21 protein-coding genes are annotated in these 24,690 nt (G+C 53.8%); 15 read left to right on the plus strand and 6 right to left on the minus strand.

The window, feature by feature from the left end; translation table 11 throughout:
• The first annotated feature begins 67 nt into the window (after positions 1-67).
• Positions 68-610 (plus strand): THUMP domain-containing protein, encoded by a 543-nt coding sequence (locus BMX66_RS05575; RefSeq protein ID WP_090879128.1) that lies wholly within the window; start codon positions 68-70, stop codon positions 608-610.
• Here BMX66_RS05575 and BMX66_RS15595 read toward each other — a convergent pair.
• Together BMX66_RS15595 and BMX66_RS05580 are read right to left on the minus strand one after the other, a co-directional pair.
• Complete coding sequence (locus BMX66_RS15595; protein ID WP_158593388.1) at positions 599-736, minus strand: hypothetical protein; 138 nt, start codon at positions 734-736, stop codon at positions 599-601. The two genes, BMX66_RS05575 and BMX66_RS15595, sit on opposite strands and share 12 nt — an antisense overlap.
• Positions 724-1,242 carry an O-acetyl-ADP-ribose deacetylase gene (locus tag BMX66_RS05580; protein WP_090879130.1) on the minus strand — a complete coding sequence of 173 codons (519 nt, stop codon included), beginning with the start codon at positions 1,240-1,242 and terminating at the stop codon, positions 724-726. The genes BMX66_RS15595 and BMX66_RS05580 overlap by 13 nt, the downstream gene beginning before the upstream one ends.
• Positions 1,243-1,671: 429 nt before the next feature.
• On the opposite strand from BMX66_RS05580, the gene BMX66_RS05585 reads away from it, so the two are divergent.
• From BMX66_RS05585 to BMX66_RS05595, 3 genes are read left to right on the plus strand one after another with little or no spacing between them, the layout of a single operon-like run.
• A complete protein-coding gene (locus BMX66_RS05585; RefSeq protein WP_090879132.1) occupies positions 1,672-2,382 on the plus strand; it encodes an iron-containing redox enzyme family protein in 711 nt (236 codons plus the stop codon).
• A 57-nt stretch (positions 2,383-2,439) separates the two neighbouring features.
• Entirely contained in the window at positions 2,440-3,147 is a 708-nt protein-coding gene (locus BMX66_RS05590; protein ID WP_090879134.1) for an iron-containing redox enzyme family protein, read from the plus strand.
• A 58-nt stretch (positions 3,148-3,205) separates the two neighbouring features.
• Positions 3,206-4,258: a hypothetical protein gene (locus tag BMX66_RS05595; protein WP_090879136.1), complete on the plus strand. Its 1,053-nt coding sequence runs from the start codon at positions 3,206-3,208 to the stop codon at positions 4,256-4,258.
• 16 nt (positions 4,259-4,274) lie between these two features.
• On the opposite strand, the gene BMX66_RS05600 is transcribed toward BMX66_RS05595, so the two are convergent.
• On the minus strand, positions 4,275-5,114 hold the full coding sequence (locus BMX66_RS05600) for an alpha/beta hydrolase (protein ID WP_255398820.1): 840 nt from the start codon (positions 5,112-5,114) through the stop codon (positions 4,275-4,277).
• 201 nt (positions 5,115-5,315) lie between these two features.
• Between BMX66_RS05600 and ppa the strand changes: the two genes are divergently transcribed.
• The 3 genes from ppa to BMX66_RS05615 all read left to right on the plus strand — a co-directional run bounded on the left by ppa (position 5,316) and on the right by BMX66_RS05615 (position 7,518).
• Positions 5,316-5,864 carry an inorganic diphosphatase gene (gene ppa, locus BMX66_RS05605; RefSeq protein WP_090879139.1) on the plus strand — a complete coding sequence of 183 codons (549 nt, stop codon included), beginning with the start codon at positions 5,316-5,318 and terminating at the stop codon, positions 5,862-5,864.
• A gap of 155 nt (positions 5,865-6,019) precedes the next feature.
• Positions 6,020-6,628 (plus strand): GNAT family N-acetyltransferase, encoded by a 609-nt coding sequence (locus BMX66_RS05610; RefSeq protein WP_090879141.1) that lies wholly within the window; start codon positions 6,020-6,022, stop codon positions 6,626-6,628.
• Between the two features lie 143 nt (positions 6,629-6,771).
• Complete coding sequence (locus tag BMX66_RS05615) at positions 6,772-7,518, plus strand: intradiol ring-cleavage dioxygenase (RefSeq protein WP_090879927.1); 747 nt, start codon at positions 6,772-6,774, stop codon at positions 7,516-7,518.
• A gap of 22 nt (positions 7,519-7,540) precedes the next feature.
• On the opposite strand, the gene lon is transcribed toward BMX66_RS05615, so the two are convergent.
• Positions 7,541-9,925 (minus strand): endopeptidase La, encoded by a 2,385-nt coding sequence (gene lon / locus BMX66_RS05620; RefSeq protein ID WP_090879143.1) that lies wholly within the window; start codon positions 9,923-9,925, stop codon positions 7,541-7,543.
• A 774-nt stretch (positions 9,926-10,699) separates the two neighbouring features.
• Here lon and BMX66_RS05630 point away from each other — a divergent pair.
• The 6 genes from BMX66_RS05630 (at position 10,700) to BMX66_RS05655 (ending at position 19,850) form a co-directional block, all read left to right on the plus strand.
• Entirely contained in the window at positions 10,700-11,059 is a 360-nt protein-coding gene (locus tag BMX66_RS05630; RefSeq protein ID WP_090879147.1) for a cupin domain-containing protein, read from the plus strand.
• A 40-nt stretch (positions 11,060-11,099) separates the two neighbouring features.
• Positions 11,100-12,938 carry an alpha-amylase family glycosyl hydrolase gene (locus BMX66_RS05635; RefSeq protein ID WP_090879149.1) on the plus strand — a complete coding sequence of 613 codons (1,839 nt, stop codon included), beginning with the start codon at positions 11,100-11,102 and terminating at the stop codon, positions 12,936-12,938.
• Between the two features lie 61 nt (positions 12,939-12,999).
• The gene (locus BMX66_RS05640) at positions 13,000-13,416 is read left to right on the plus strand and encodes a hypothetical protein (RefSeq protein WP_255398821.1); all 417 of its coding nucleotides are present in this window, start codon (positions 13,000-13,002) and stop codon (positions 13,414-13,416) included.
• A 196-nt stretch (positions 13,417-13,612) separates the two neighbouring features.
• Positions 13,613-15,043, plus strand: a complete 1,431-nt coding sequence (locus BMX66_RS05645) for a TolC family protein (RefSeq protein WP_090879151.1) — start codon at positions 13,613-13,615, stop codon at positions 15,041-15,043.
• 3 nt (positions 15,044-15,046) lie between these two features.
• Positions 15,047-16,597 (plus strand): efflux RND transporter periplasmic adaptor subunit, encoded by a 1,551-nt coding sequence (locus BMX66_RS05650; RefSeq protein WP_090879153.1) that lies wholly within the window; start codon positions 15,047-15,049, stop codon positions 16,595-16,597.
• Positions 16,598-16,658: 61 nt separating this feature from the next.
• A complete protein-coding gene (locus BMX66_RS05655; RefSeq protein ID WP_090879155.1) occupies positions 16,659-19,850 on the plus strand; it encodes an efflux RND transporter permease subunit in 3,192 nt (1,063 codons plus the stop codon).
• A 2-nt stretch (positions 19,851-19,852) separates the two neighbouring features.
• On the opposite strand, the gene BMX66_RS05660 is transcribed toward BMX66_RS05655, so the two are convergent.
• Positions 19,853-20,818 carry a GlxA family transcriptional regulator gene (locus BMX66_RS05660; protein WP_090879932.1) on the minus strand — a complete coding sequence of 322 codons (966 nt, stop codon included), beginning with the start codon at positions 20,816-20,818 and terminating at the stop codon, positions 19,853-19,855.
• Positions 20,819-20,921: 103 nt separating this feature from the next.
• On the opposite strand from BMX66_RS05660, the gene BMX66_RS05665 reads away from it, so the two are divergent.
• On the plus strand, positions 20,922-21,224 hold the full coding sequence (locus BMX66_RS05665; protein WP_090879157.1) for a putative quinol monooxygenase: 303 nt from the start codon (positions 20,922-20,924) through the stop codon (positions 21,222-21,224).
• 526 nt (positions 21,225-21,750) lie between these two features.
• On the opposite strand, the gene BMX66_RS05670 is transcribed toward BMX66_RS05665, so the two are convergent.
• The gene (locus BMX66_RS05670; protein WP_090879159.1) at positions 21,751-23,166 is read right to left on the minus strand and encodes a carotenoid oxygenase family protein; all 1,416 of its coding nucleotides are present in this window, start codon (positions 23,164-23,166) and stop codon (positions 21,751-21,753) included.
• A 274-nt stretch (positions 23,167-23,440) separates the two neighbouring features.
• Between BMX66_RS05670 and BMX66_RS05675 the strand changes: the two genes are divergently transcribed.
• The gene (locus BMX66_RS05675) at positions 23,441-24,655 is read left to right on the plus strand and encodes a DUF2863 family protein (RefSeq protein ID WP_090879162.1); all 1,215 of its coding nucleotides are present in this window, start codon (positions 23,441-23,443) and stop codon (positions 24,653-24,655) included.
• Positions 24,656-24,690 lie beyond the last annotated feature (35 nt).

Raw genomic sequence — 24,690 nt, forward strand, 5'->3', positions numbered from 1 at the left:
ACTCAAATGAGTAATATAGTGAAAAGTGCTCCATCTATCCATCACCAGCTTACGAACAGGAGGAAAGATGAGAAACTGGAACGTAATCGTTACCGTGGCGACAGGACCAGGTCGCCAATCCCGGCTGTTGGGACAATTACGTCGCCTTGGTCATTTTGAGCGCACCGAATTTAAAAACGTGTGCTTAGGGCATGTCGAGAATGTGGCCCAATTCCTGGAGACGCTGCGGGAAGCGCGCGAAAACGAAAAGCCCTGGTTTACCGATATGGGGCGTGCCATTCCAGTCGAGCAAACCTTTTCCTTCACTCCCGAAACCCTGACAGAACAGCTCAAACAGGGGATAGCGCCTTTCGTAGAGCGCATGTCGGAGGGCAGTTTTCACGTGCGGCTGGAGCGGCGCGGACTGCACGGCCAAGTAATGAGCCAAGAGGTGGAGCGCCAGGTGGGCGAGCACATGAAGGCTCTGGCAGAAGCAGCGGGCAAGCGGCTGCAGGTATCGTTCGCAACTGCCGACTATGTCATTGCAGCAGAAACAGTAGGCACTGAATGCGGCGTCGCCCTGTTTGATCGCGCCTTTAGGGCACGCTATCCATTCGTGCTAACGCACTGAAGCAGCCGGATTAAGCCATCCATATAGCTCCCCTTCCCAGTCGGCTTCACGCAGTCTCGCGGCGATGGTGTATGCGTCGCGCTGGTCGGACTCCATCGGCCCTGAACGAATTATTAAGCCGTCCACTCATTCAATGCCTGTTGATATAACTGAAGGTCTTGCTCAGAGAAACAGCAAAACAACACTTCTTTGAGCGAAGTCTCAGTTTCAACAAACTTCCGCACCGTTTTGACCGCTATTTCCGCAGCAGATTTAGCCGGGTAACCATAAGCACCGGTGCTGATACACGGAAACGCAACTGAACTCAAGCCACTGGCAACAGCAATTTCCAGGCTCCGCCGATAACAGGAAGCAAGCTGTTCTGGTTCATTGCTTTTTCCTCCATGCCAGATTGGACCAACGGTATGAATGACGTGCTTTGCCTTTAAACGGTAGCCTTTTGTGAGCTTTGCATCTCCAGTTTTACAACCCCCAAGCAACCTGCATTCCTGCAACAACTCCGGGCCCGCAGCCCGATGGATAGCGCCATCAACGCCACCGCCACCCAGCAATGACGAATTGGCCGCATTCACAATTGCATCAGTTTCCAGCTTTGTAATGTCACCACGAATGGCATGGAGCCTTGTTGTCATCGTTGTGGCCTGACCTTAACTTTTATAAATCGCAAAACGCAAATTTAACATGGCACCCTTTCGTTTAACATCCCCATACCTGCGTCCTGTCACACCGAGTTCGGCGAGCGCGACACTCTGCGCCGAGCCAACCCGCTATGCAAAGCAAAGCTCACATGGGCGCCGCTACTAGACAAAGTTGCCTTTTTCTTTTCGGATTTCTATAAAAAACTTAATGCCTATTTAATCCTGCGCGTAAATCGGCAGCACATTTGATCAGGTAATCAGGTAATAGCGTTGACTCAGAATTCCAACCATACGAAAACGTATAAAAAGTTTTTGCACCAGAATGTTGCATGAAAAGTTCGAGTCATTATTGGCGCTGAAACTAGCCAAATTCAACTCTGATTGAGAAGCTATGCTATTGAATTTGTGCGAAGGAGAATAGCTATGACAATGAGCATAACACCTACCGGCCAATGGCTTAAGGATCTCCAGGAGGAGTATAGGAGCTTTATCAGAGAGAGCTCGCTGTACACGGCAATAGCCGCGGCTTCCTCGGCGGCGGATTTACAATGGATTCGGCAATTGTATTATTTGTCCTGCGACTTTACCGCCGCAGTCGCATTACGCTACGGTAGCTGCCAAGATCCGCGTTTTCGCGATGCTTTTGGCGAACACGCGGCTGAAGAAACGACACATCCTGCCGACCTTGCCGAATGGATGCGCGAGTTCGGGTTTCTGGCGGCTGGCGAAGAACCGGCTTCGGTGCTGCCGACAGTCGAAACTCTGGCGTTAGGCTCCTATCTCATCCGCGTGGTTACGCGCGAGCCAATCCCTCATCAGATTCTTACGCTTAACTTGCTGGCAGAGGGAGCCGCCTGCGATTTTTACTCAGCGATAAGCCCAAAATTGACGGAACTTGGATTGTCTCCCAAGGGTTACTGGGCTACTCATGCAAAAGCCGATATGAGACATGAAATTTTAGGCCTTGGCCTGATTCCCCAATGCGATATGGATTCGCCTTGCGGCAAGTCATACGCTCGGGCACTTTGGACGGCGGCAAGCTTTTTCAGGCTGGCATTTGATTCGTGGGGGGTGGCGAGGGCACAAAGTTTAAAGTACCCGTTCCGGAAGTATGAAGCCCAGTCGTTTGCTTGAGGTATCCCCACTTTGAGGGGCAAGGATCTTATCGATACAGATTTCCGGAGAATTGCTATGACAACCAGTACAGTACCCGTTACACAATGGCTCAAGAATCTCCAGGAGGAGTATCGAAGCCTGGTCAGACAAAGTGCTTTCTTTAAAAAAGTGGCTTCGGCGTCTTCCGCTGAAGACTTCCAATGGATTCGGCAGTTGTATTATTTGTCCTCCGACTTTACTGCGGCAGTGGCGTTGCGCTACGGCGGTTGCCGAGACCCGCGTTTTCGTGATGCTTTCGGCGAACATGCCGCGGAAGAAGTGACGCATCCCGCAGACTTAACCGAATGGATGCGTGAGTTCGGATTTCTGGCCGCTGACGACGAACCGTTGTCGGTTCCACCGACTTTCGAAACTCTGGCGTTAGGCTCGTATTTTCTTCGCTCGGCTATTCGCGAGCCGATACCCCATCAGATTGTCACGCTTAATTTGATGATCGAGGGAATGGCATGTGATTTCTACGAGGCTGTGAACCCGAAATTGGACGAATTGGGTTTGACTCCCAAAGGCTACTGGGCGGTTCATGCGAAAGCGGATATGAAACATCAAATTTTAGGTCTTGACCTGATTTCGCCATGTGATCCCGATTCCCCTAGTGGCAAATCATACGCTCGGACCGCTTGGGAAGTGGCAAGCCTTTGGGTTCAGGAGTTCGAGGCATGGAGTGATGTTCCAGTCGAACGAAGACTTAAACTCCCCTCCCCGGCAGAATTGGCTCTAAGTTGATTCGCTTATTCCTACGGCCAGATAACTAATATGGGTTAGATGGCCGGAGAGACAAACCATGGAAACAGCAGAGTTGCTGGCGCAGCGTTTGGAGCTCGTCTACCGATGGTACAAGGGCATGGTCAATCCAGATACCAAGATGCTCGAGTACCTCTACATTCCCCAGGACGACCAATTCATCCGCGAGAAATCGCCCATCCGGGATATCGCCTCCGTGTGGGACGTGCAAATGCTCAGCGATTTCCTGAAAAGGCATGAGCTTCGACCACTGGTCAAGAAGTCGTTGCGGCACTACGGCAATTACCTCGTGGAACGCGACGGGTCCCTGATCCTCGACCCCCGCCGCCTGGAGGAGCCTTCGTCCATCGCCCACAGCGCCTTTATGATCCTGGCCCTGCTGCACGCCTCGCCGCCCCGCAGGACCCGGCAGATCGCTGCCCTCGCCGAGGGGATACTCCAGCAGCAGAGGCCAGACGGCTCCTACAAGGTGTACTTCCACGACCTGCCGGACCACGGAGAGGAACTGTACGCCGGCGAGGCCATGCTCGCTCTTCTGGAAACCTACCGGCAGTTACAGAACACCCGGTACCTGCATAGCGCGGAACGCGGCTTCTCCCATTATGATGTGCAGTACTTCCGGCGCGCTCGTGTAGCGGAGGACGTGCTTGTCTTCTTCGCCAACTGGCAATCCCAGGCCTGCCGCCTCTTGTTCGAATGCACTCAGAGCGCTGGAATCAAGCAGGAAGTCGCGGACTACGTCTGCCGCATGCACGACCAGATCATTGAGCAAGGCTTCTACGAAAACGTCGAGGGCAATGCGACTCAGCAGGTATCGGTGGAGGTGGCCTGCGCCTTGGAGGGGCTCAACGATGCCTACGCGGTCACACACACCTCAGGCGATAAGCGCGCCAAACGCTACCATCAGTGCATCTGCACGGGGCTGGCATATCTGCTCAGGTTGCAATGCACCCGCAACGGAACAGATAGGGAACGGGGCGGGTTCGGCCTGACCCCTGAAAATCGGACGCAGAGGATTGACATCACGGGCCATGCAGCCAACGCCTTCATGAAGAGCGTAGAGAATGGCATCAAATGTGCATTGCCGCCGTGAGACATCAAATTATAAATTATGGCGAGGTGCCTGAATTCTCTCGAATGAATTCTCCCAACGCTTCCTGCCAGTCTTCCTGCATGTAAATGAAACCGTTGTTGTGCCCCCCCTGCAATTCCAGAAATTGCTTTGGATCGGGCGCTGCTTCATATAGTGCCCGGCCTTGCTCAAATGGCACAATTTCATCCTGTGGACTATGCGCAATGAACACCGGGCAATTAACACTCCGCAAATACTCCAGGGTGTTGTATTCGAAACGGGACAGTAGCCGTATTGGCAGGAAAGGATAAAGCTTCGCTCCCATATCGGGTACGGAGGTGAACGCAGAAGCCAGCACCAGCAAGGCCGGCTTTTCGCGCGCTGCAAGCCATGCTGCCACCGCCGCGCCCAGGGACTCGCCAAATAACACAACATTGGAGGGTGCTATATCCTTTTTTTCGGTGAGGTACTGCCATGCAGACTGTGCATCCTTATATGTGCCCGACTCCGAAGGTGCTCCGCTACTTTGCCCATAGCCGCGATAATCGATAATAAATGTATTGTAGCCAAGGCGGTAAAACATCAACAGATAACCCATGCGGTGCGAAATATTTCCGGCATTGCCGTGAAAAAACAGCACTGTTCCGGCCGCGTCGGGTGCGGGAACAAACCAGCCATGCAGGATTTCGCCGTCGTCGGTAGCAAGCTCCACAGTCTCGTAGGCAAGCCCCAGATCATCTGGCGTCTGGGTGATGCTCCGCCCATATTCCGGATAATAGACAAGACGCGGCTGTACAAAAAATATAACCGCGGCAAAAATAACATAGGCTATAGCAACCATAATGCCTAAATTCAACAGCATACGTATGGGTGACATATATTGAAAATCAAATCCGGCAATTGACGCTTATTATTCAGTTTGGCGCTTTGAGCTGTGAAGACTTTTGCGCCGCTCTGCCTTCATACTGTTATAGTGAGTTCGCTACGCGATGCAATGCTGGATTCCGCGTGAAATGGTTCAGTCCCCGGCCTCCCGGTTATAATAAGCCACTATACGCAACCAACAACAGGAACGCCGATGAATCTTGACCGCGTAAGTTCTGGCCGGGACGTGCCAAGCGATTTCAACGTCATCATAGAAATACCCATGAATGCCGACCCCATCAAGTACGAAGTGGACAAGGAGACCGGCGCGATGTTCGTTGACCGTTTCATGTCAACGTCAATGCACTATCCTTGCAACTACGGTTATATTCCCCATACCCTTTCGGAAGATGGAGATCCCGTGGACGTGCTGGTGATTTCGCCAGTTCCGCTCATTTCCGGCGTAGTAGTGCGTTGCAGGCCGCTGGGCATGCTGAGAATGATCGATGAGGCCGGTGGAGATGCCAAAGTTCTTGCCGTGCCTATCGACAAGCTATGCGGCTTCTACCGCGACGTTAAATCCCATGCCGATCTCTCGGAACTGGCGCGTTCACAGATCGCGCATTTTTTCGAGCACTACAAAGATCTGGAACCAGGCAAGTGGGTTAAGTTGGATGGCTGGGCCGGAGTCACGGAAGCTGAAGCGGAAATTACGAGTGGGGTGAGCCGCTATAACTCGGCCGCAAAGAAACCGATGTTTTAAGGCTCTGCCACATTCGGCGGGTGGTAACTGTGGAAAGGCAAAGGCAGACAAAGCGCGCCCGTTGCTGTTGGGGCTTGATTCCGGTTCAAGCCTGAAGACGGAACCATCGTATCTTTGCTCCGAATGAATAGCAGGCGGTGTGAAGGCAAGAAAAAATGAGCTGGCTTGAACGCATAGTATTGAGGGGACGGATCGTCACTCTTGACCCACTGGATATTAATCATATAGAGCCTTTACGCGCCGCGGTAACGGATGGCGAGTACTGGAAGCTCTGGTATGCAAATGTGCCCTCGCCCGAGCAAATGGAAAGCTATGTAAGGAATGCCATTGAAGGTGCCGAAAAAGGGAATATCGCGTTTGCTGTCAGGCTCAACGAAACGAATAAAATCGTGGGCGCCACACGTTTCTATAATGTGGACGAAATAAACAAACGGCCAATGCTCGGTTACACCTGGTATGCGAAATCAGCCTGTAAAACAGGCGTGAATACCGAGAGCAAGCTGTTGTTGCTTCAACATGTCTTCGAGCAAAAAGAAGCTATTGCCGTCGAATTCAGAACACATTATTTTAATCAGGCGTCCCGAACTGCAATTGAACGGCTGGGTGCCAAACAGGATGGAATTTTACGCAGCCATCAAATAATGCGTGACGGCTCAGTTCGCGATACGGTTATCTACTCGATACTTCAGCATGAGTGGCCGTCGGTGAAAAACAATTTGTTGAGCAAGCTTTCGCTTGATCTACCCGGCACCACCAATATTTAGCAAGCGCATGCCTACCCAATATTTCCAGTTTCAGGAACTTCGAAAGTCTCGAAGCCCTCAAAGCAGGTGAGGTTGGCATCGCGCCCCGGAACACTGGATTTAAGGGAGACAGCATGAGCAGTCAGAATTTCCAGCAATCGTTTATGAATCGACGGAAAGTGCTCGCGCTGCTCGGAGCAACGGGAATCAATATGCTTGGAGGATATTCATCCACCGGCGCCAACGGTGAGGAACGACTTCGAAGGACGCTCTCGTGTGTGGTCACTCCCGAGCAGACCGAAGGCCCTTATTTTGTTGATGAGCGCCTGCATCGTTCAGACATCCGGACCGATCCTTCTGATGGCTCAATAAAAGAAGGCCTGCCGCTTGCACTCGAAATTCGCGTTTTCGCGGTTGGAGCTGCGACTGGTGCCGCAGTGGGTGCCAATAAGGGAGCCGACTGCAAGCCGATCACAGGCGCTGTTGTGGATGTCTGGCATTGTGACGCGCAGGGGATTTATTCTGATGTCATGGATGACAATTTCAATACGGTCGGGAAAAAATTTCTGCGCGGGTATCAGGTAACCGACAAAAACGGCAGTGTGCGATTTATCACTATTTATCCTGGCTGGTATCCTGGCAGAACGGTTCATATCCATTTCAAGATCCGCACCAATCCGAAATATATGCAGGCCCATGAGTTTACGTCGCAACTCTACTTCAATGACTCGATTACGGATTCAGTATATGCACAGCAGCCGGCGTATGCGAGAAGGGAAGCTTACCGGACCAGAGCGAGAAATGAAGATGACAGCATATTCCGTCAGGGTGGGGACCAGTTGATGCTTAAACTCGTCGAGACGGGCGAGGGGTATGCGACGACTTTCGACGTTGGGCTTGAAATGGCCTGAAATGGCTAACTGCCGCTCAGGCTCAGACAAGCTTGAACTCGGACCCCACGCGGTTGCCACCACGCTGCCCTAGCGATGCCTGGATGGCATCGTTCACCGTTTCAAGAAAAACGAATTGTAGTGTGGAGCGCGCCGCTTCGGGGACATCCCTCAGATCTTTCTCGTTACGCGCCGGCAGCAGTACCGCCCGTAGACCGGCACGCTGTGCGGCAAGCACTTTCTCCTTGATGCCCCCCACTGGCAGCACCAATCCGCGCAGACTGATCTCGCCTGTCATCGCTACGTCATGATTCACCGGCCGGTCAGTAAAAAGCGAAGCGAGCGCTACGAACATGGCAACGCCCGCGCTTGGACCATCTTTGGGAATAGCGCCTGCCGGCACGTGCACATGCAAGTCGATGCCCTCAAACATCGATGCCGGGATTTGTAAATCGCCCGCGCTCGCCTTCACGAGGGTCAGCGCCGCCTGAGCGCTCTCTTTCATTACGCCGCCAAGCTGCCCGGTCAGAATCAACTGTCCCCGCCCGCTCACTCGCGTCGCTTCGATGAAAAGAATATCGCCGCCTACTGGCGTCCATGCAAGGCCGGTAGCTACACCCGGCAGGCTCGCGCGCAGCCCGATCTCATACTCGAATTTTGCAGGACCCAGGATAGCGTCTAAATCGCCGATGTCGATACGCACCTTGAACTGCTCACCATCAGTGTGATCGGCAATGCGCATGGCTGCGTGGCGCATTACACGCCCGATCTCGCGTTCGAATTGGCGCACCCCCGCCTCACGGGTGTAGTTCGCAATAATGCTGTCCAGTGCTTCGACCGTTATTTCGTATTGCTCTTCGCTCAGACCATTAGCCTCGCGTTGACGGGCCACCAGGTATCGCAGACCGATCTGGAGCTTTTCCTCCCTGGTATAGCCTGGAAGGTCTATGATTTCCATGCGGTCGCGCACCGGGGGCGGCACATTATCAATCACATTTGCCGTGGCGATGAAAACAACGCGACTCAAATCAAACGGTACACCGAGGTAATTATCCCGAAACGTCGAATTCTGTTCCGGGTCGAGCACTTCAAGCAACGCCGCCGAAGGATCCCCGTGAAGGCTTGCCGACATTTTATCGACCTCGTCAAGCATCATCACGCAGTTGCGCGCGTTGGCCTTGCGCAAGCTTTGGACAATAGTGCCCGGCATCGCGCCGATATAAGTGCGGCGGTGTCCGCGCATTTCAGCTTCGTCGTGCACGCCGCCCAAAGACACGCGCACGAATGGCCGTTGCAATGCGCGGGCAATGCTCTGACCGAGCGAGGTCTTGCCCACCCCTGGCGGACCGACAAAACATAGAATCGGCGCGCGCCCCTGCGGCTTCAACTTTTGCACTGCCAGAAATTCGACAATGCGCTGCTTGACGCGCTCAAGCCCGAAATGATCCGCTTCGAGAATCTCGCGTGCGGCGTTCAGATTGATCGGCGCATCCTCCGGAAGCCGCCAGGGCAGCTCGGTCATCCATTCAAGATAAGTATGGAGCATTGAATATTCGCTTGAGGCTGAAGGCATGCGCTTCAGCCGCTGCAATTCTTTTCGTGCCTGCACCTCGATTTCATCGGGCATGCCAGCCTTTGCGATGGCCTCGTCCAGCTCTGCAATCTCCTGATCCTCGCCTTCGGTTTCGCCAAGCTCCTTCTGGATCGTTTTCAGTTGCTCACGCAACAGAAATTGCCGTTCCCGATCCTCCAGGTGTTCCTTGGTGCGTTCGCCGATCTCCTGAGAGAGCCTGAGCACCTCAATGCGGCGCGACAGTATCTGCAGCACCTTTCGCAACCGTTCCTCGGTACTGACAGTTTCCAGCAGCAGCTGCTTCTCGGCCACTTCCGTATCGAGCAGGCTAGCCGCAATATCGGCCAGATGCGATGGCGCCCGTGTGGCCTGGAGCGCGTGAGCCAGCTCCGCCGGCACGCCTGGCAACAGCGACAGGATTTCGATGGTGCGCTCGCGTAGTTGCATCGCAAGCGCCTCGGCCTCCGTGGATACCTCGGCTGGTTCGCCGATACGCCGTATCCGGGCAGCTAAAAATGGATAACCCTCGACCAGTTCTTCAATGCAGAACCGCTCCAAACCCTGGCACACAGCATGACGCAGCCCGTCCGTCGAAGTAATATGCCGGACGATATTGACTATGGTACCCATGTTGAACAACGCATCGATTCCCGGCTCATCGACAGCCGGGTCCTTTTGCAGAACGATACCGAGCGGGCCTTTAGTGTGCAGGGCATGTTCCACTGAGGAGATCGATCTGGCACGGCCAACTGTAATAGCCGTCAATACGTGTGGAAACAATACAATGTTGCGCATGGGCACCAGCGCGATCACATCCTGGGGTAATTCGAGACTGGTTACATTAGACTGTTCCATAACGACTCCCTTGGCGTTAGCGGTTCTTCAGGAAGTTGCATAGTCGGATGCCGGATGGGCCCACTCCTGTGGCAAGCGGCCCGTTGGTGTTGCAGCAGTTAACTGCAAAGTCGGGATGAACGACGAAAATTTACGTTTTCACATCTTCAGTCTAGCATCGGTTGGCCGAGCGTCAACTTGATCGGATTTTCCCTGATCAAACAGGTTACCTTCGGCACGTATGACAAGCAACCACTATAATGAATGAGGCAGAGCATGGAGTACCATATTCGAATTTGATGCATTGCATTTTGCCAACGCAGAAGCGCAGCCACCGCCGCAGCCTCATAACGTCGCCCACATTCAAATTACCGAGGATGCAAACTTCATGCAGTCGAGCTCGTGGCTATTCTTGGCGGGCACAATCAGTTACAGAGGATTAAATGAGCAGATACCTCGTACAACTTGACTTCACTTCATTCATAAAATTCAATTCTCTGGCGTTCGCTTGCGCTAATACGCTTTTTTCTCCTTTCAATGCATTTTTCACTTTTCAGAGTAGCGGTATCAACACGGCAATTTTCGCGCTCCTTTTAGCGCCGTTCGCCGGTCTGCTTCTGGGAATGATCTTTGGTGCGCTCGCATTCCCGCTGTACAGGTTACTGACCACTCATAGCCAATTCCTTGCTTCTCTTTCAGGCACATTTCAGGAAATACCGAATGGCCCAGCGAATGAGCCTGTTACTAACGACTAACCGTACTACACTGCAAAATCTGTCCAGTAAGGAGTTCCCATTGAAAGTTAAAGCGACCTTTGAAGAAGTATTTTCCCGCATCCCCGGTCCTGTTACCGTCGAATGGCCGATGGGGGAGCGTTTTGCGGTGGCTCTTGCTCACGGCACCATGTCGGTCGAATATTACGCCCCCATCGGCCACGATCCGCAAACTCCCCATGAACAGGATGAGGTTTATTTCATCCATCGGGGAACGGGCGAGCTTGTCATCAGCGGCAATCGACACTCGTTCAAGGCGGGTGACTGCCTTTTTGTTGGAGCTAACGTTGAACACCGGTTCGAGAATTTTTCCAGCGATTTTGGGACCTGGGTGGTATTCTGGGGACCGAAAGGTGGTGAAAATCGTGTTGAACGCTCGTAATTGACTGCTGATCCAATGAATTGCGACAGGCGAGGAAGTCATGAAGAATCTTCCACTTGATCAACTTGGTCCCCACGAGTCCGCGCCCGGCATGGTGGATTTCGGAATATTGCTGCCGTGGGTTTCGGCTACGCTGGGCAATCGACTGTTTGTAAAGATCATTCACGAGCGCGATCAGTTCATCCAGGCAATTCAGCCGCTATCTTTCGAGTTGCAGCACGGTATCAATGCCGATTATGGCGATATATGGTCGGTAAAGGTGGATTTCAACACCGTTCACGATTCTCAATCGGGTTCGCATTTTGGTTCACCCAGCCGGCACGTCTACCGCTTCGAACTGCATAATCCGAACGTTGGCATACTGGATTGGATTGTCGATCCTTTTGCGCGCGAATACGCTGCCGGTAAGCTGTCCGCGTTCACACTCGGCTATATTCCTTATGTCTGGAGCACTGAAGAGGAAAGCTGGAAAACACCCGCGCTGCACGACCTGATTCTGTATGAATTGAACCTCGCCGAATTTGGCGGCAGTTTGGAAGAGGCCATCGACCGACTGGCCTATCTCGCCGACCTTGGTGTGAACGCGTTATCGGTAATGCCCGTCAGCAATGTTTCGTTGGAGGTCGATTGGGGCTATCTGCCGCTGGGTTACTTTGGAGTCGATGAACGTTTCGGGCGAAGGGACGATTTTCAGCGCTTCGTCGACGAGGCGCATCGGCGTGGGCTGGCGGTAGTTGTTGATGTGGTTTACGGACATACCGGAGAAGACTTTCCTTACGCCGACCTCTACCGGCGCCTCCAATACCATGAAAATCCTTTCATGGGCTCGTTTACCAAGGACTATTTTGGTGTCAGCACTGATTTTAACCGTGACCTGACCCGCGATTTTTTCTATAGTGTCAACCGGCACTGGCTGGATACCTATCACGTCGACGGCTTCCGCTACGACTGCGTGCCGAACTATTGGGATGGCGCACTGGGCATAGGTTACGCCAACCTGGTTTTCCATACTTACGAATACGTAAGAGATTCGCTTGACGGTCTTACCCGGTTCGACGCACCGGAAGGCCCGCGGCTGATCCAGATCGCCGAGCAGTTGGAAGCGCCGGAACAGATTCTTGAGCAGAGCTATAGCAATACGACATGGCAAAATGCGACTTTTAGCGCGGCAACAGCCTGTGCTCGCGGCGCGGCGGGTGCGATAGAGAATCTCGGCCATCGGCTTGGCGCGCTGGGCTATATCGAACAGGCAACGCAGAATGGAGAAACCTTGGTCAAGGCTCCCCTGCAATATATCGAGAACCATGACCACAGCCGTTTTCTATGTGAATTTGGTCTCCATCATCGCGACTGGAATCCGTTATTTGCGGAAGGAAACCGGGCGAACTGGTATCGGCTCCAGCCTTACCTGATTGCGTTGCTAGCCGCAAAAGGCATCCCTATGTTGTGGCAGGGCCAGGAATTCGGGGAGAATTATTTCGTCCCGGATAGCGGCCTTGGTCGGGTATTGTTATTGCGGCCCTTGCGCTGGGATTACTTCTACGATGAGGCCGGTAAAAACCTGGTCAAACTGACCCGCAGTTTGGTAAGCCTGCGCAAGAATTGCACCGAACTGCGCCGGGGCGATCATTATTTCCATAATGATTACGACCGCTATCTATCGCGTGGGATTTTGCTTTTCCAGCGTGAAGATGCCGCTGCGGTGAGCCTGATCGCTGTGAATTTCACTGGTATCGAGCAGAGGGTGCCGTTCGTATTCACGCGCGCAGGCAACTACATCGAGCAACTTCACGGACAGGATAATTTTGCGGTCGAGGAAAGGCAGGAGCGTTGGTTGACTGTGCCGTCCAATTACGGCCGTGTTTGGCGAAGCGCGTAAATCTATCCGGTTAGCTGAAGCTCGCTGCCTCCACTTGGGGAGACACATTGAAACACAAAAATTGGCATTACTCTTGCTGGGGGGATACAATCTGAACGCCATGAACAAGCGTTGCCATACCTATTCCGTCATGCTTGTACTGTTCGTCTGTATGATGACGAATGCTTTTGGCTGGGCGTTTAATGGCGAAGTATTTGCTCACGAGCTCGATCATGAACATCATGTTCTCTCTCTCGATCCGGCGGCTCACCTTGAGGCTCATCAGCATGCGGTATTAAACGACGACGGTCATCTGGACGCTGCGACCCATATGTGCCTGCACGCAGCCGGACAATACCAGCCCTTTTTCTTCACGCCCCCCCTGATCGTACCTGCTTCCATCGGTATGGAAGTTCTGGCGGTATTTGTTTCTGTCGTCATTCCCGAGTCCATTCCGGATTCACCTCTGCATCCTCCCCGAAGCATTTTCTCAAGCTAGATTGTCGGTCACCTTTGACGTTGTTACCGGTGCAGTTCAGACGTGTGTGTCTATGAAGCCGGATCAAGCACGTTCCCGTCCATTTTGACAGACGGCAGGACGTTCTCATTATGACGCCATTGGCATAATCTGCGTGTAACTGAGCGTAATTAAGTGCGCAACTGAGTGTCTCACACAACACTTGCGGAGGATTTGAATGAACTTTGATCGGTTGTTCATGGCGCCAGGATATCTGGCGCCATGCGGATGGCTTGTTCTTGCGCTGAGTTGGCCCTCTTCAGCAATCGCCGAAAACAGCTTTGCGGGTGCCATCCCGGACAGAGAAGACAGAGACATGAGCTTCTCTATGGGGTCTCCGCTTGAAGCAAGGGGCGACCTGACCATGAAAAACGCGGTACGCCTCGCGCTACAGCACAATCCTGAACTGGCGGCTTTCGACAAGGAAATACGCGCTCTGGAAGGCGCAACGTTGCAAGCCGGTCTGCTGCGCAATCCGGACTTGTCGGTAAATGTCGACAATGTCGGAAATATGGGGATCAGTCAGAGGGGTGGCGCACCGATAGGCACGAGCATCAAGGAAAACGTCGAGCAGCAGGATTTGATTTTCCGCATCAGCCAACTCATCGAACTTGGCGGAAAACGCTCAGCCCGGGTTAATGCGGCATCGCTTGGCCAGGAATTGGCGGGCAAGGATTTTGAAACTAAACGGCTGGAACTCATCGCCCGTGTAGCAAACACATTCATGGAAGTGCTGGCCGGTCAGGAGCAGTTACGGTTAGCCGAAGAGAGTCTGCAACTGGCGCAGAGCGTGGTGGATACCGTAAAGAAACGTGTTCAGGCGGGAAAAGTACCTCCCATCGAGGAGACCAAAGCGGGAGTTGCTTTTTCCACCACACAGATTGCTCAGGGACAGGCACAGCGGGAACTGACGGCTGCCCGCAAGCGGCTGGCGCTGCTCTGGGGCGACACTTCGCCTCATTTCGTAAAGGTCCTTGGAAATCTGGAGTCTCTCACCGCTTTGCCAAACTTCGAGGCACTCACGGAAGGTGTTCTGGCAAGCCCGATGGCGGACCGTGCCAGGAAAGGGATAGAACATCGCAAGGCGCTGCTGGAAGTGGAGCAGACACGCCGCGTGCCAAACATCACCATCGGGGGCGGCATGATCAAACACTGGGAATCGGGCGGAACAACGGGCATTGTCGGACTCTCCATGCCACTGCAGTTTTTCGACCGGAATCAGGGAAATGTGCGGGAAGCCCATCAGCGCGTGAATAAGGCACTTGATGAACAGGCTGCCACCGACTTGCGCCTCAAAACCGAGCTAGTGCAGGCTTACGAGACGTTATCGGCGGTGCAGAACGAGATCACGATATTGCGCAGCGAGATATTGCCCGCTGCAAAAAGCGCTTTCGAAGTTACCAATAAGGGCTACGAACTCGGCAAATTCGGCTTTCTCGAGGTGCTCGATGCGCAGCGCACTCTATTCCAGAACCGGGTCATGTATGTGCGCGCGCTCGCGAACCACCACCGCCTGGTCAATGAGATCGAGCGCCTTACCGCGGCGCCGATTGACGACATTGCCAGTGCGTCGGACGATGGCCCCCCCGATCTGCAATATAAGGAGTAGACGGTGGAGAACAAAAAACGACTCGTTCCAATCATTGCCGTGATCGCCTCAGGAATTGCACTGGGCGGTTTGATTCTCACATTGGATAAATCGGCACAACCTACCTCAACAGAATCCGCCGCCGATGCCGAAGCTGATGCAACTGGCGTCCAGGAGCCTGTGGGTACGCGCGGATCGCCGGGTGGCGAAACCGGGTCTCAATATCGCGAGGGACCCAAAGGCGGCAAGCTGTTCTCAACCGATGGCTTTGGACTGGAAGTAACCATTTTCGAAAAGGGTGTTCCGCCACGATTCAGGCTTTATCTTTATGAAAATGGCAAACCGCTTCCACCTTCCGCCGCCAAGGTCACCCTTACGCTGTCACGGCTTGGCGCACCTGCCCAGGTTTACAAGTTCAAGCCTCAGGCCGATTACCTGGTGGCTGATCAGATAGTGGAGGAACCTCATTCGTTCGATGTTTCAATTGCCGCCGAGCGGAAGGACAAAACATTTCACTGGAAATATAGCCAGGTCGAAGCCAGGGTGAAAATGCCCGACGAAATGCTGAAAAGCATCGGCGTCGAAATACTTACCGCCGGACCCGCAATCATCAAGCCCACGCTCAAGCTGCCCGGCGAGATCATCTTCAACGAACACACCATCGTGCAGGTAGTGCCCCGTTTGCCGGGAATCGTCACGTCGGTGGAACGTCATCATGGCCAGCAGGTAAAGAGGGGAGAGGTTCTTGCGGTAATCGAGAGCCAGATGCTGGCTGAACTGCGCAGCCAATATCGGGTAGCCCGGAAGCGATTGGCACTGGCACGAAGTACCTATGAGCGAGAAAAGCGGCTCTGGGAAGAAAAGATTTCCGCAAAACAGGATTATCTCGTCGCACAGACGTTGTGGAGCGAAGCCGAGATCGCGCTGGATCTGGCTTCGGTAAAGCTGCGTGCGCTGGGGGTACAGCCCGAACCGGGCTCCCACGGAAACAACCTGGCGCGCTATGAAATCCGAGCGCCAATTTCGGGGCTCATCATCGAGAAATCCATAGCGCTGGGTCAAACGCTCAAGGAAGACGAGCGTATTTTCACTATTGCCGACGTATCGACAGTGTGGACGGCAATAACGGTTTACCCGAAAGATCTGGGCACGGTCAAGGTCGGTCAGAAGGCAATCGTCAAGGCGGCTGCATCCGATATCGAGGGAAAAGGAGCTGTCACCTACATAACCGCCCTCGTTGGGGGACAAACCCGCAGCGCCACCGCGCGAATCGAACTTGAGAACAAGGACGGGAGATGGCGTCCCGGCATGTTCGTAACCGCGGAACTGGTGACCGAAGAAATCCAGGTTCCCGTCGCGGTATCGACGACCGCTATTCAAACAGTCAATGACTGGACAGCGGTGTTCGGCCGCTACGGGCAATACTTCGAAGCGCGTCCGTTGGAACTGGGCCGCAGCGACGACAAAATGGTAGAGGTGCTGGAGGGACTTCGGTCAGGAGAACAATACGCGGGGGGCAACAGTTTTGCCATCAAGGCGGAGCTGGGCAAATCAGGCGCAACTCATGACCACTGATCAATCACTACCCGAGAATCTCACCTTTCCATGCGCGAAAAGACCCGCATGAACCCATATCATGATTGAACATATTTTACGAATATCGATCCAGCAGCGCGGCCTGGTCCTCATGGCGGTAACAGGAATGGCCATGCTTGGGTTCTACAGCTATCAGAAACTATCGATTGATGCGGTGCCGGATATTACCAATGTGCAGGTACAAATCAACACGCACGCACCAGGCTACTCTCCTGTCGAGGCGGAGCAGCGCGTAACCTTTCCGATCGAGATTATCATGGGCGGACTCCCCAATCTCGAGTATACGCGTTCGCTCTCACGCTACGAATTGTCGCAGGTCACCGTTATTTTCAAGGACGGGACCGATATCTATCTTGCTCGGCAGTTAGTGGGTCAACGAATTGAGGAAGCAAAAGACCGGCTACCCGCCGGCGTCGAGCCAACAATGGGCCCTATCTCGACAGGACTGGGCGAGATCTTCATGTGGTCCGTCGACGCCGAAAAGGGAGCGACCAGACCGGATGGCTCGGCATACACCCCGACCGATCTGCGTGAAATCCAGGACTGGATCATTCGGCCTCAACTACGCCTGGTGCCGGGCGTCACGGAAGTCAATTCCATTGGCGGTTATGTCAAGCAGTTTCACGTTGCCCCCTACCCCGAAAAACTGATCTCCCTGGGATTAACCCTGCAGGATGTGGTCACTGCTCTGGAACGCAACAACCTCAACGTTGGCGCCGGTTATATTGAAAAAAGCGGCGAACAGTATCTGGTTCGCTTGCCTGGGCAGGTAACTGATCTGGACGAGATCGGCAACATCACCCTCGGTTCCCGGCAGGGAATACCCATACGCATCCGGGATGTCGCAGACATACTGATAGGCAAGGAATTGCGCACCGGCGCCGCCACCCAGAACGGGAGAGAGGTGGTTCTCGGCACGGCGCATATGCTGATCGGCGAAAATAGCCGTGCCGTTGCTCAGGCAACGGCGGCAAAACTGGCGCATATCAACCGGACTCTGCCCAAAGGCGTAGTCGCTACTCCTGTCTATGACCGCACTATCCTGGTGGATAAAACCATCCGAACCGTCGCGACCAATCTGCTTGAAGGCGCCGTATTGGTAATCGTCGTGCTGTTCCTGTTTCTGGGTAATCTGCGGGCGGCGATCATTGCTTCGCTCGTCATCCCGCTTTCTATGCTGTTCACCTTCAGTGGCATGGTGGCAAGCGACGTCAGCGCCAATCTGATGAGTCTGGGCGCGCTTGATTTCGGCCTCATCGTGGACGGCGCCATCGTCATCGTCGAAAACAGTATGCGCCGCCTGGCTCATGAACAGATACGGCTCGGGCGGGAGCTCACGGCCACCGAGCGCATGGCCGCGGTATTTGACGCCACCAGGGAAGCACGGCGCGTGCTCATCTATGGCGAGCTTATTATCATGATCGTTTACTTTCCCATCTTCACGCTGTCGGGAGTGGAAGGAAAAATGTTTCATCCGATGGCCATCACAGTGGTAACAGCCCTGCTGGGTGCGATGATTCTTTCCGTAACATTCGTGCCGGCCGCGATCGCGCTCTTTCTCTCCGGCAAGGTGGCGGAAAAGGAGAGCCCTGCGGTCGTATGGGCGAAAAAAGTTTATGCGCCGGCTTTAGATGCGGCAATGCGCAACAAGGGCTTGACGGTGACGATAGCCGTGGTGATCGTGACGCTATCCGGCCTGCTGACGACAAGAATGGGTAGCGAATTCGTGCCCAGCCTCAACGAGGGAGATATCGCACTCCATGCGATCCGTATTCCCGGCACAAGCCTGACGACGGCTATCGAAATGCAAGATGAACTGGAGAAAACAATCAAGACGTTTCCCGAAGTGGAGCGGGTTTTCGCCAAGATAGGAACCGCCGAGATTGCGACCGACCCCATGCCGCCGAGTGTCGCAGATACTTTTATCATTCTGAGACCAGAATCGGAATGGCGTGAACAGTATCGGACAAAGGCGGAACTGGTTACCGCCCTGGAACAAGCGGTCCTGAAAGTGCCAGGCAACAACTACGAGTTCACCCAGCCCATACAGATGCGTTTTAACGAATTGCTGTCGGGCGTGCGCGCCGATGTCGCGGTAAAAGTGTTCGGTGATGATATGGACATGCTATTTGCCGTAGCAGGGCAGATAGAGAAGCTCCTGAAAACGGTTCCCGGGGCGGCTGACGTGAAAATCGAGCAACTTACCGGCTTGCCAGTGCTTACGGTTCAATCTGACCGTGCAAAACTGGCGCGCTACGGTTTGAATGTAGCCGACGTACAGGATGCGGTAGCCGTTGCGGTCGGCGGACAGAATGCCGGCACTATTTTCGAGGGGGACCGCCGCTTCGAGTTGCAGGTCCGGCTCCCGGAGCAACAACGCAGCGATATCGAGGCACTCAAGCGTTTGCCGATCGGCCTGCCCGCTCCAGGCGCGGGCAGCGCAGCAAATGTCCAAAATACGTCTTTAGCCGGCTCGCAAGCTTACGTTAGACTGGACGAGGTGGCCAGCCTCGAGGTTGTCCAGGAACCCAATCAGGTGAGCCGCGAAAATGGCAAGCGCAGAGCAGTCGTTACGGCAAATGTGCGTGGCCGCGACCTGGGCTCCTTCGTTGAGGAAGCGGAAAAGCTCGTCGGAGAAAAAGTGCAGGTTCCGCCAGGATATTGGCTGGCATGGGGCGGCCAATTCGAACAGATGATTTCCGCTGCCGAACGGCTACGAATAGCCATTCCCCTGGCGCTGGGACTGATCCTGATGCTGCTTTATGCCATGTTTGGAAATTTCCGCGATGGGTTGCTGATGTTTACCGGAGTTCCATTTGCTCTCAGCGGCGGGGTATTGGCATTGTGGTTGCGCGATATCCCATTGTCCATTTCCGCCGGCGTCGGATTCATCGCGCTATCCGGCGTAGCAGTGCTGAACGGTCTGGTCATGCTGTCGTTTATCCGGGATTTACGGGCACAGGGCCAACCCCTGGATGACGCCATTAAAAATGGAACGCTCGTCAGATTGCGCCCGGTATTGATGACGGCACTGGTGGCGGCCCTGGGGTTTGTTCCCATGGCCCTGGCCACGAGCATCGGCGCTGAAGTGCAACGGCCGCTGGCAACGGTAGTCATTGGAGGCATTCTCTCGTCCACCGCGCTGACCCTGCTGGTATTACCGGTCCTGTACCGGGTCGTCCATGGCCGGGACAAACTGAACACAACCGATGGTAGCCTGAGCCTTTCCTGATTTTATCCGTATGGGGTTCGGAGTTCACTCACTGTCCGGCCGATCTTGCGGCGAAGAAGCGCGCGCAGCGTGGTGCCATCCGCATAACCGACCTGAGCGGCAATAACATCCATGCCGTCGCTACTGGTCCTCAAGAGATGAACCGCCCGCTCAACACGAAGATCCTGAAAATATGAAAGTGGAGACTTGCCCAGTACCGCTCTAAGACGCCGGGAAAGCGTTCGCTCGCTCGTCCCCACGGCGCTGGCTGCTTCGCTGAGCGAAAAGCCTTCACCCAGTCTGCGTCGTGCCCAGCGCTCGAATCGCTCGACCAGCGGGTCCGTATGTGCAAGGTGATCAGGAATCGCAAAAACCGCCTGCGACGACCGCGGTTCGATCAACAGAAATCGAGCGGTCAATTCCGCGAGCGTCGGACTGCTGCGCCTTATCAGCCATAGCGCAAGATCAATATGTGCCAGCGCTGCCCCGGCGGTGACAAAACCGGATGAGCTTACCACCATGCGAGACTCTTCCAGTCTCACATGGGGATAACGCTCCCGGAACATAGGCGCAAGCCACCACGAGGTAGTGGCGCTTTGCCCATCAAGCAGCAAGGCGTCGGCGACAACAAACGTCCCGGTGCATGCGGCCCCTACCAGAACACCGTTGTCAGACCAGTTCCGCAAAACCGCGCCGGCGTCCGCCACGTCGGGCCGCTCAAGCGCCTTCCGCAGCGTTTCCGGCATTTTTGCCCCAAGTGCCGGGACCAATACCACATCTGGAGGTTCACATCTTGTCGCTGCCATCACGGGCACGGAAAATCCCTGGCTGGTGCGTACGCGGCGGCGAACACTAATCACAGTCACGTCGAAACGCGTCGAAGCCGCGCCGGCAGAATTTGTAAGGTCGTTCGCGACCGCCAAGGTATCGAGAAGAGTGGATAGCCCAGTGTCAAAAACCTCGTTAAGGGCAAGAATGTGAATACGCATGGCGAGAATTATATCAAATTTGTCGATCTTGCCACTTGGCAAGTGTTGATATGCCAGCTAAAGTCTTCCCTCCCGTTGTTCAACTTCAGAAAGGAAAATCAAAATGGTAAAAGTTGCTCTATTTGTACGATTACAGGCCAAGCCAGGAAGAGAAGCCGATGTAGCCAATTTCCTTGAACAGGGGCTTGCACTGGCAAATCAGGAAACCACTACTCCGGTCTGGTTTGCGCTGCGCCTGGGGCCGTCGACTTTCGGCATTTTTGACGCCTTCGCCGATGAGACAGGGCGATCAGCGCATCTCTCCGGTCCGATTGCCGAGGCATTGATGGCAAACGCAGCCGATCTATTGTCCGAGCCCCCACAAATTGAGCACGCAGACGTTCTTGGCGTCAAACTCCCAGGCTGAGATCACCGGTGGGAAAGTGAATTCGCCGGTTACCAACGATAAATTCGGAGCGAACACCCTTTGCTCCTCGCTTACCCGACTATTTCGCGTCTGCGAAAGACATGAATGCAGCTATCTGAGTATGGGGAAGGAATGCAGTAAGTCCAATAGGGCTTGGCTTGGGAATACGACTATGACATTTTTGCTATGTCAACGACATGGGAAGAAGGTGCCAGAGAATGGACCAATCACATGCTTAACCATGTACCTCCGTTTTGATACTACTCATTTAAGGTGAATTCTTACGTGTCGATAATGTCAATATCACGCGACCGCCTGAAGTGCGGCTGAGGTGCAGCTTTGGGCATCACAAATTCCTCAGCAGATTGGCTGCGTGTCAATTTTTCTGCCGAAACCATCTCGCTATTATTGGGATTGTGATTGGGGTTGGAACTAGAATCACCACGAAGTCGGTTGAAATCGTCGTATAACCTGGAGTATAAGATTCCTTTTTCATTGTATTGCCCAACGTTACAAAGGCACGAAGTTACGAACGAATAAACGCACCGTGGAAGCCAAATGGCACGTGCTGGGGAACACCTGCACGGGCAATTTCCGACAAGTCACGCGCATCGAGTAGCAGCAGGTACGAGTTGTTCGCAGCAGCATCCAGAACCACCGTCAGCAATATGCCATCGTCCTCGGATTGGGCGTCCGGCCGCCCCACATATACGGGCTCGCCAGGGTATTGACCGTCCTGCCGCCACTCCTTGACGTCGCCCGCCAAATCAAACTTGACGACAGTATCAAGGAAGGCGGATTCACCCTGTCTTGCGATGCCGTTTGCGTAAACATACTGGTAAGTTTTGCTGTTGTACTGCCCATAATTAATGCGCGGCAGTTCGGCTGAGCGGTCAATCAGTGTGCGGGAGCTAACGGTGCCGGCGGACACGTCGATAGCAAATCGCCGTAATTCGTTTTTGGGGTAGGCCTCATGGTTCGGCCTATTGAGCAATGAGTTCAGGTAGAAGTACTGCACCACATCGGCATTTGGATACACAATAATGTCGAGGTCTATTTTGCCGTCACGATCGACTGCATTAACGTGGTGAAAGCCGAACCAGGCTTCGTCAGTGTGCCCATATTTGACTTCGCCCGTGTAGCGGTCCACAAGCGAGAAGCGCGTCCCGCGCTGGGGCTCCCATGTGTAGTTTGCGATAAATGGCTTACCTCTCACCAACATGCTTATTGGATTCACCACTAACGGGAATTCCATCAAAATCACGTATTTTTGACTGAGCCCGAAGCTGTGCATATACGATGGTCTGTCTGTGCTGTAGCTGCCGATCAGTTGGCGCTTTTTGCTGCCATTGGGTAATGCGTAGATGTTGTATGTGGATTTACGGCCAAAACTGAGCAGATAATTAAACGCTTCGCGACTGTCTTGATCGTAATGCGGGTGAGCGGTTGTCAATTCGCCCTTTAGCTTGTCGCTATAGCTGGCAATACCGATAGTCTTCAGGGTGTCTTTATCGAATGCAACAGGCAGGGGAGTTTCGGTTTGAGCTACAAACTCTTCGGCAATCCTGCCGATTGATACATTAGCGTTGGCGCCAGATGTGGAACCTTTAAAGACTTGGGTAATGCGCTTAAACAAAGTGCGGCAGGGATCAGTGGCAAATTCTGCATATTTCATTTTTCCGTCTTTAGCCGCTCGAAGAGCGGGAGTGTCGAGAAATTTATTCGCGTAGCTGACATGGCCGTTGGCAATGTCGAACCTATGCAGCATCGCCAGGCCGTCGAACCAGTGGTTAAGTGTCTTGTCTTCCAGGCGGAAGCGGGCAGGACCGTTACGCACAAGAGTGCCGGATAGCCAGTCGGGAATAACACCCTCTACCGCTAGCGAAGGAACGATTATTTCTTTTGTTTGATCTGCAAACCCTTGTCTATAGTCACCTCTCATTTCGGTATCTCCTTTCACTCCTGCATTGAAACTCCTTAAAAAAGTTCAAATGCCTTTAACCTCATGATGCAGGTAGAAACCGGTCTGATTACATCCTTGGTCTGAAAAAATCCACTAGCCGGAAATAACGTGACATTTAAACTGCTAGTTTTTACTCTAGGACAGTTATGTTCAATTATGAATCTCATTCTACTACGTCAAACATTGCCCGGCCTCGTTCCAACCTGTCGAATTAGGTTAAAATATTTTTTTGATCCTAAAGGACGCCCACCTCATGAAAAAACTTCGCGTCCCTCATCGCATCAAGTCTCCGCGGGTGGTGCAGGAGCTTTCTCGGCTGGCGGCGGGTCTTGCTGCTTCCGGCAGCCGTATAGAAGACGCATTCTGGGAGAACCGGCTCGCGGTAAAGATCGCGGCCCAGTTGCGCACGGGCGATGATCAAAACCTGGAAGCCGCGCTGGATCAGCTTTATGACGCCGATCCCGCTGGTTATAGCGAGTTTATTTACGCCATAGAAGCGGCAATTGAATGCAGCATATTGACCCACGAGGACCGCCGCTATGATGTACTGATGTTCGCCGTGCCGGTACTGACCTGGTCGCGTTTTTCGATTCCTTCGGGACCTGTAACCGAAGCAGTGCTCGCGAAATTGCGGGTACAGCTGCAGACCCATGTGCTGGCCGCGAATGTACAGTTCGTGCTGGCCGATTGCCTGTTCAGTCCCGACCAATTGCCGCGCGGCTATCACCTTACGCATGAGTTGGCAGGCAAACTATGGGCAGCGGCGGTGGCGGGTGAACGTGACTTGCATATGAATCCACGCCAATTGGCCGAAACGGGACGCTTTCTTTCCGATACCCGTTATCTCCTCGGCGGCATTGCCGTGCCTCAGGGAAAGCCCATGTTCCGCTGGCAGGCCGACGGAACCGGTGAGACTAGAGGCGGCAGTTCACTCGTTCCGAAGTTTTCAAAAGAGGAAATAGTGCAGGCATGGCAGATTCACGGCGCGGAAGCTCTGCGGCCCCTATTCCAGGGTTGCGCGTTCGAATTGCTGATACCCGATGGCTTTTTTTCCGCATGGCGCATGGCGGATCGGCTGGCCCGGCCCTATTCCATGCACGCCACTGTCGATTTCCTGCAAACCACCCTGAATATACCGGCATCCAGGCTGCGTGCGGTGGTAGCGCCTTTTTATGACCAGTGGCTGGAGGAATATCGTATAAGTTTTACCCTCAAGGAGCGTGACGATGTGCTCTATGGGATAGTCTGGACATTGGTTGGCGATGAAGATGAGAACAGCGATATCGTGGGGCAAATCGAAGCCACTCTACGAGAATGCGGCATAACCAATACTACGCTGCTGCAAAACCGTTTCCTTCTTGACTATTGCGAAGAGTGCGGCGCCCCGCTGTTTCCAAGTCCGGAAGGCGAAGTGGTACATGCCGAATTTCCTGAAGAAGGTGAAGTGGCGCCAGTTCATCTACACTGAGATATACTCTTCAAGCACACCCTCGGAATACTACT

The sequence above is a fragment of the Nitrosovibrio sp. Nv6 genome (assembly GCF_900110495.1).
Taxonomy (GTDB): Bacteria; Pseudomonadota; Gammaproteobacteria; order Burkholderiales; family Nitrosomonadaceae; genus Nitrosospira.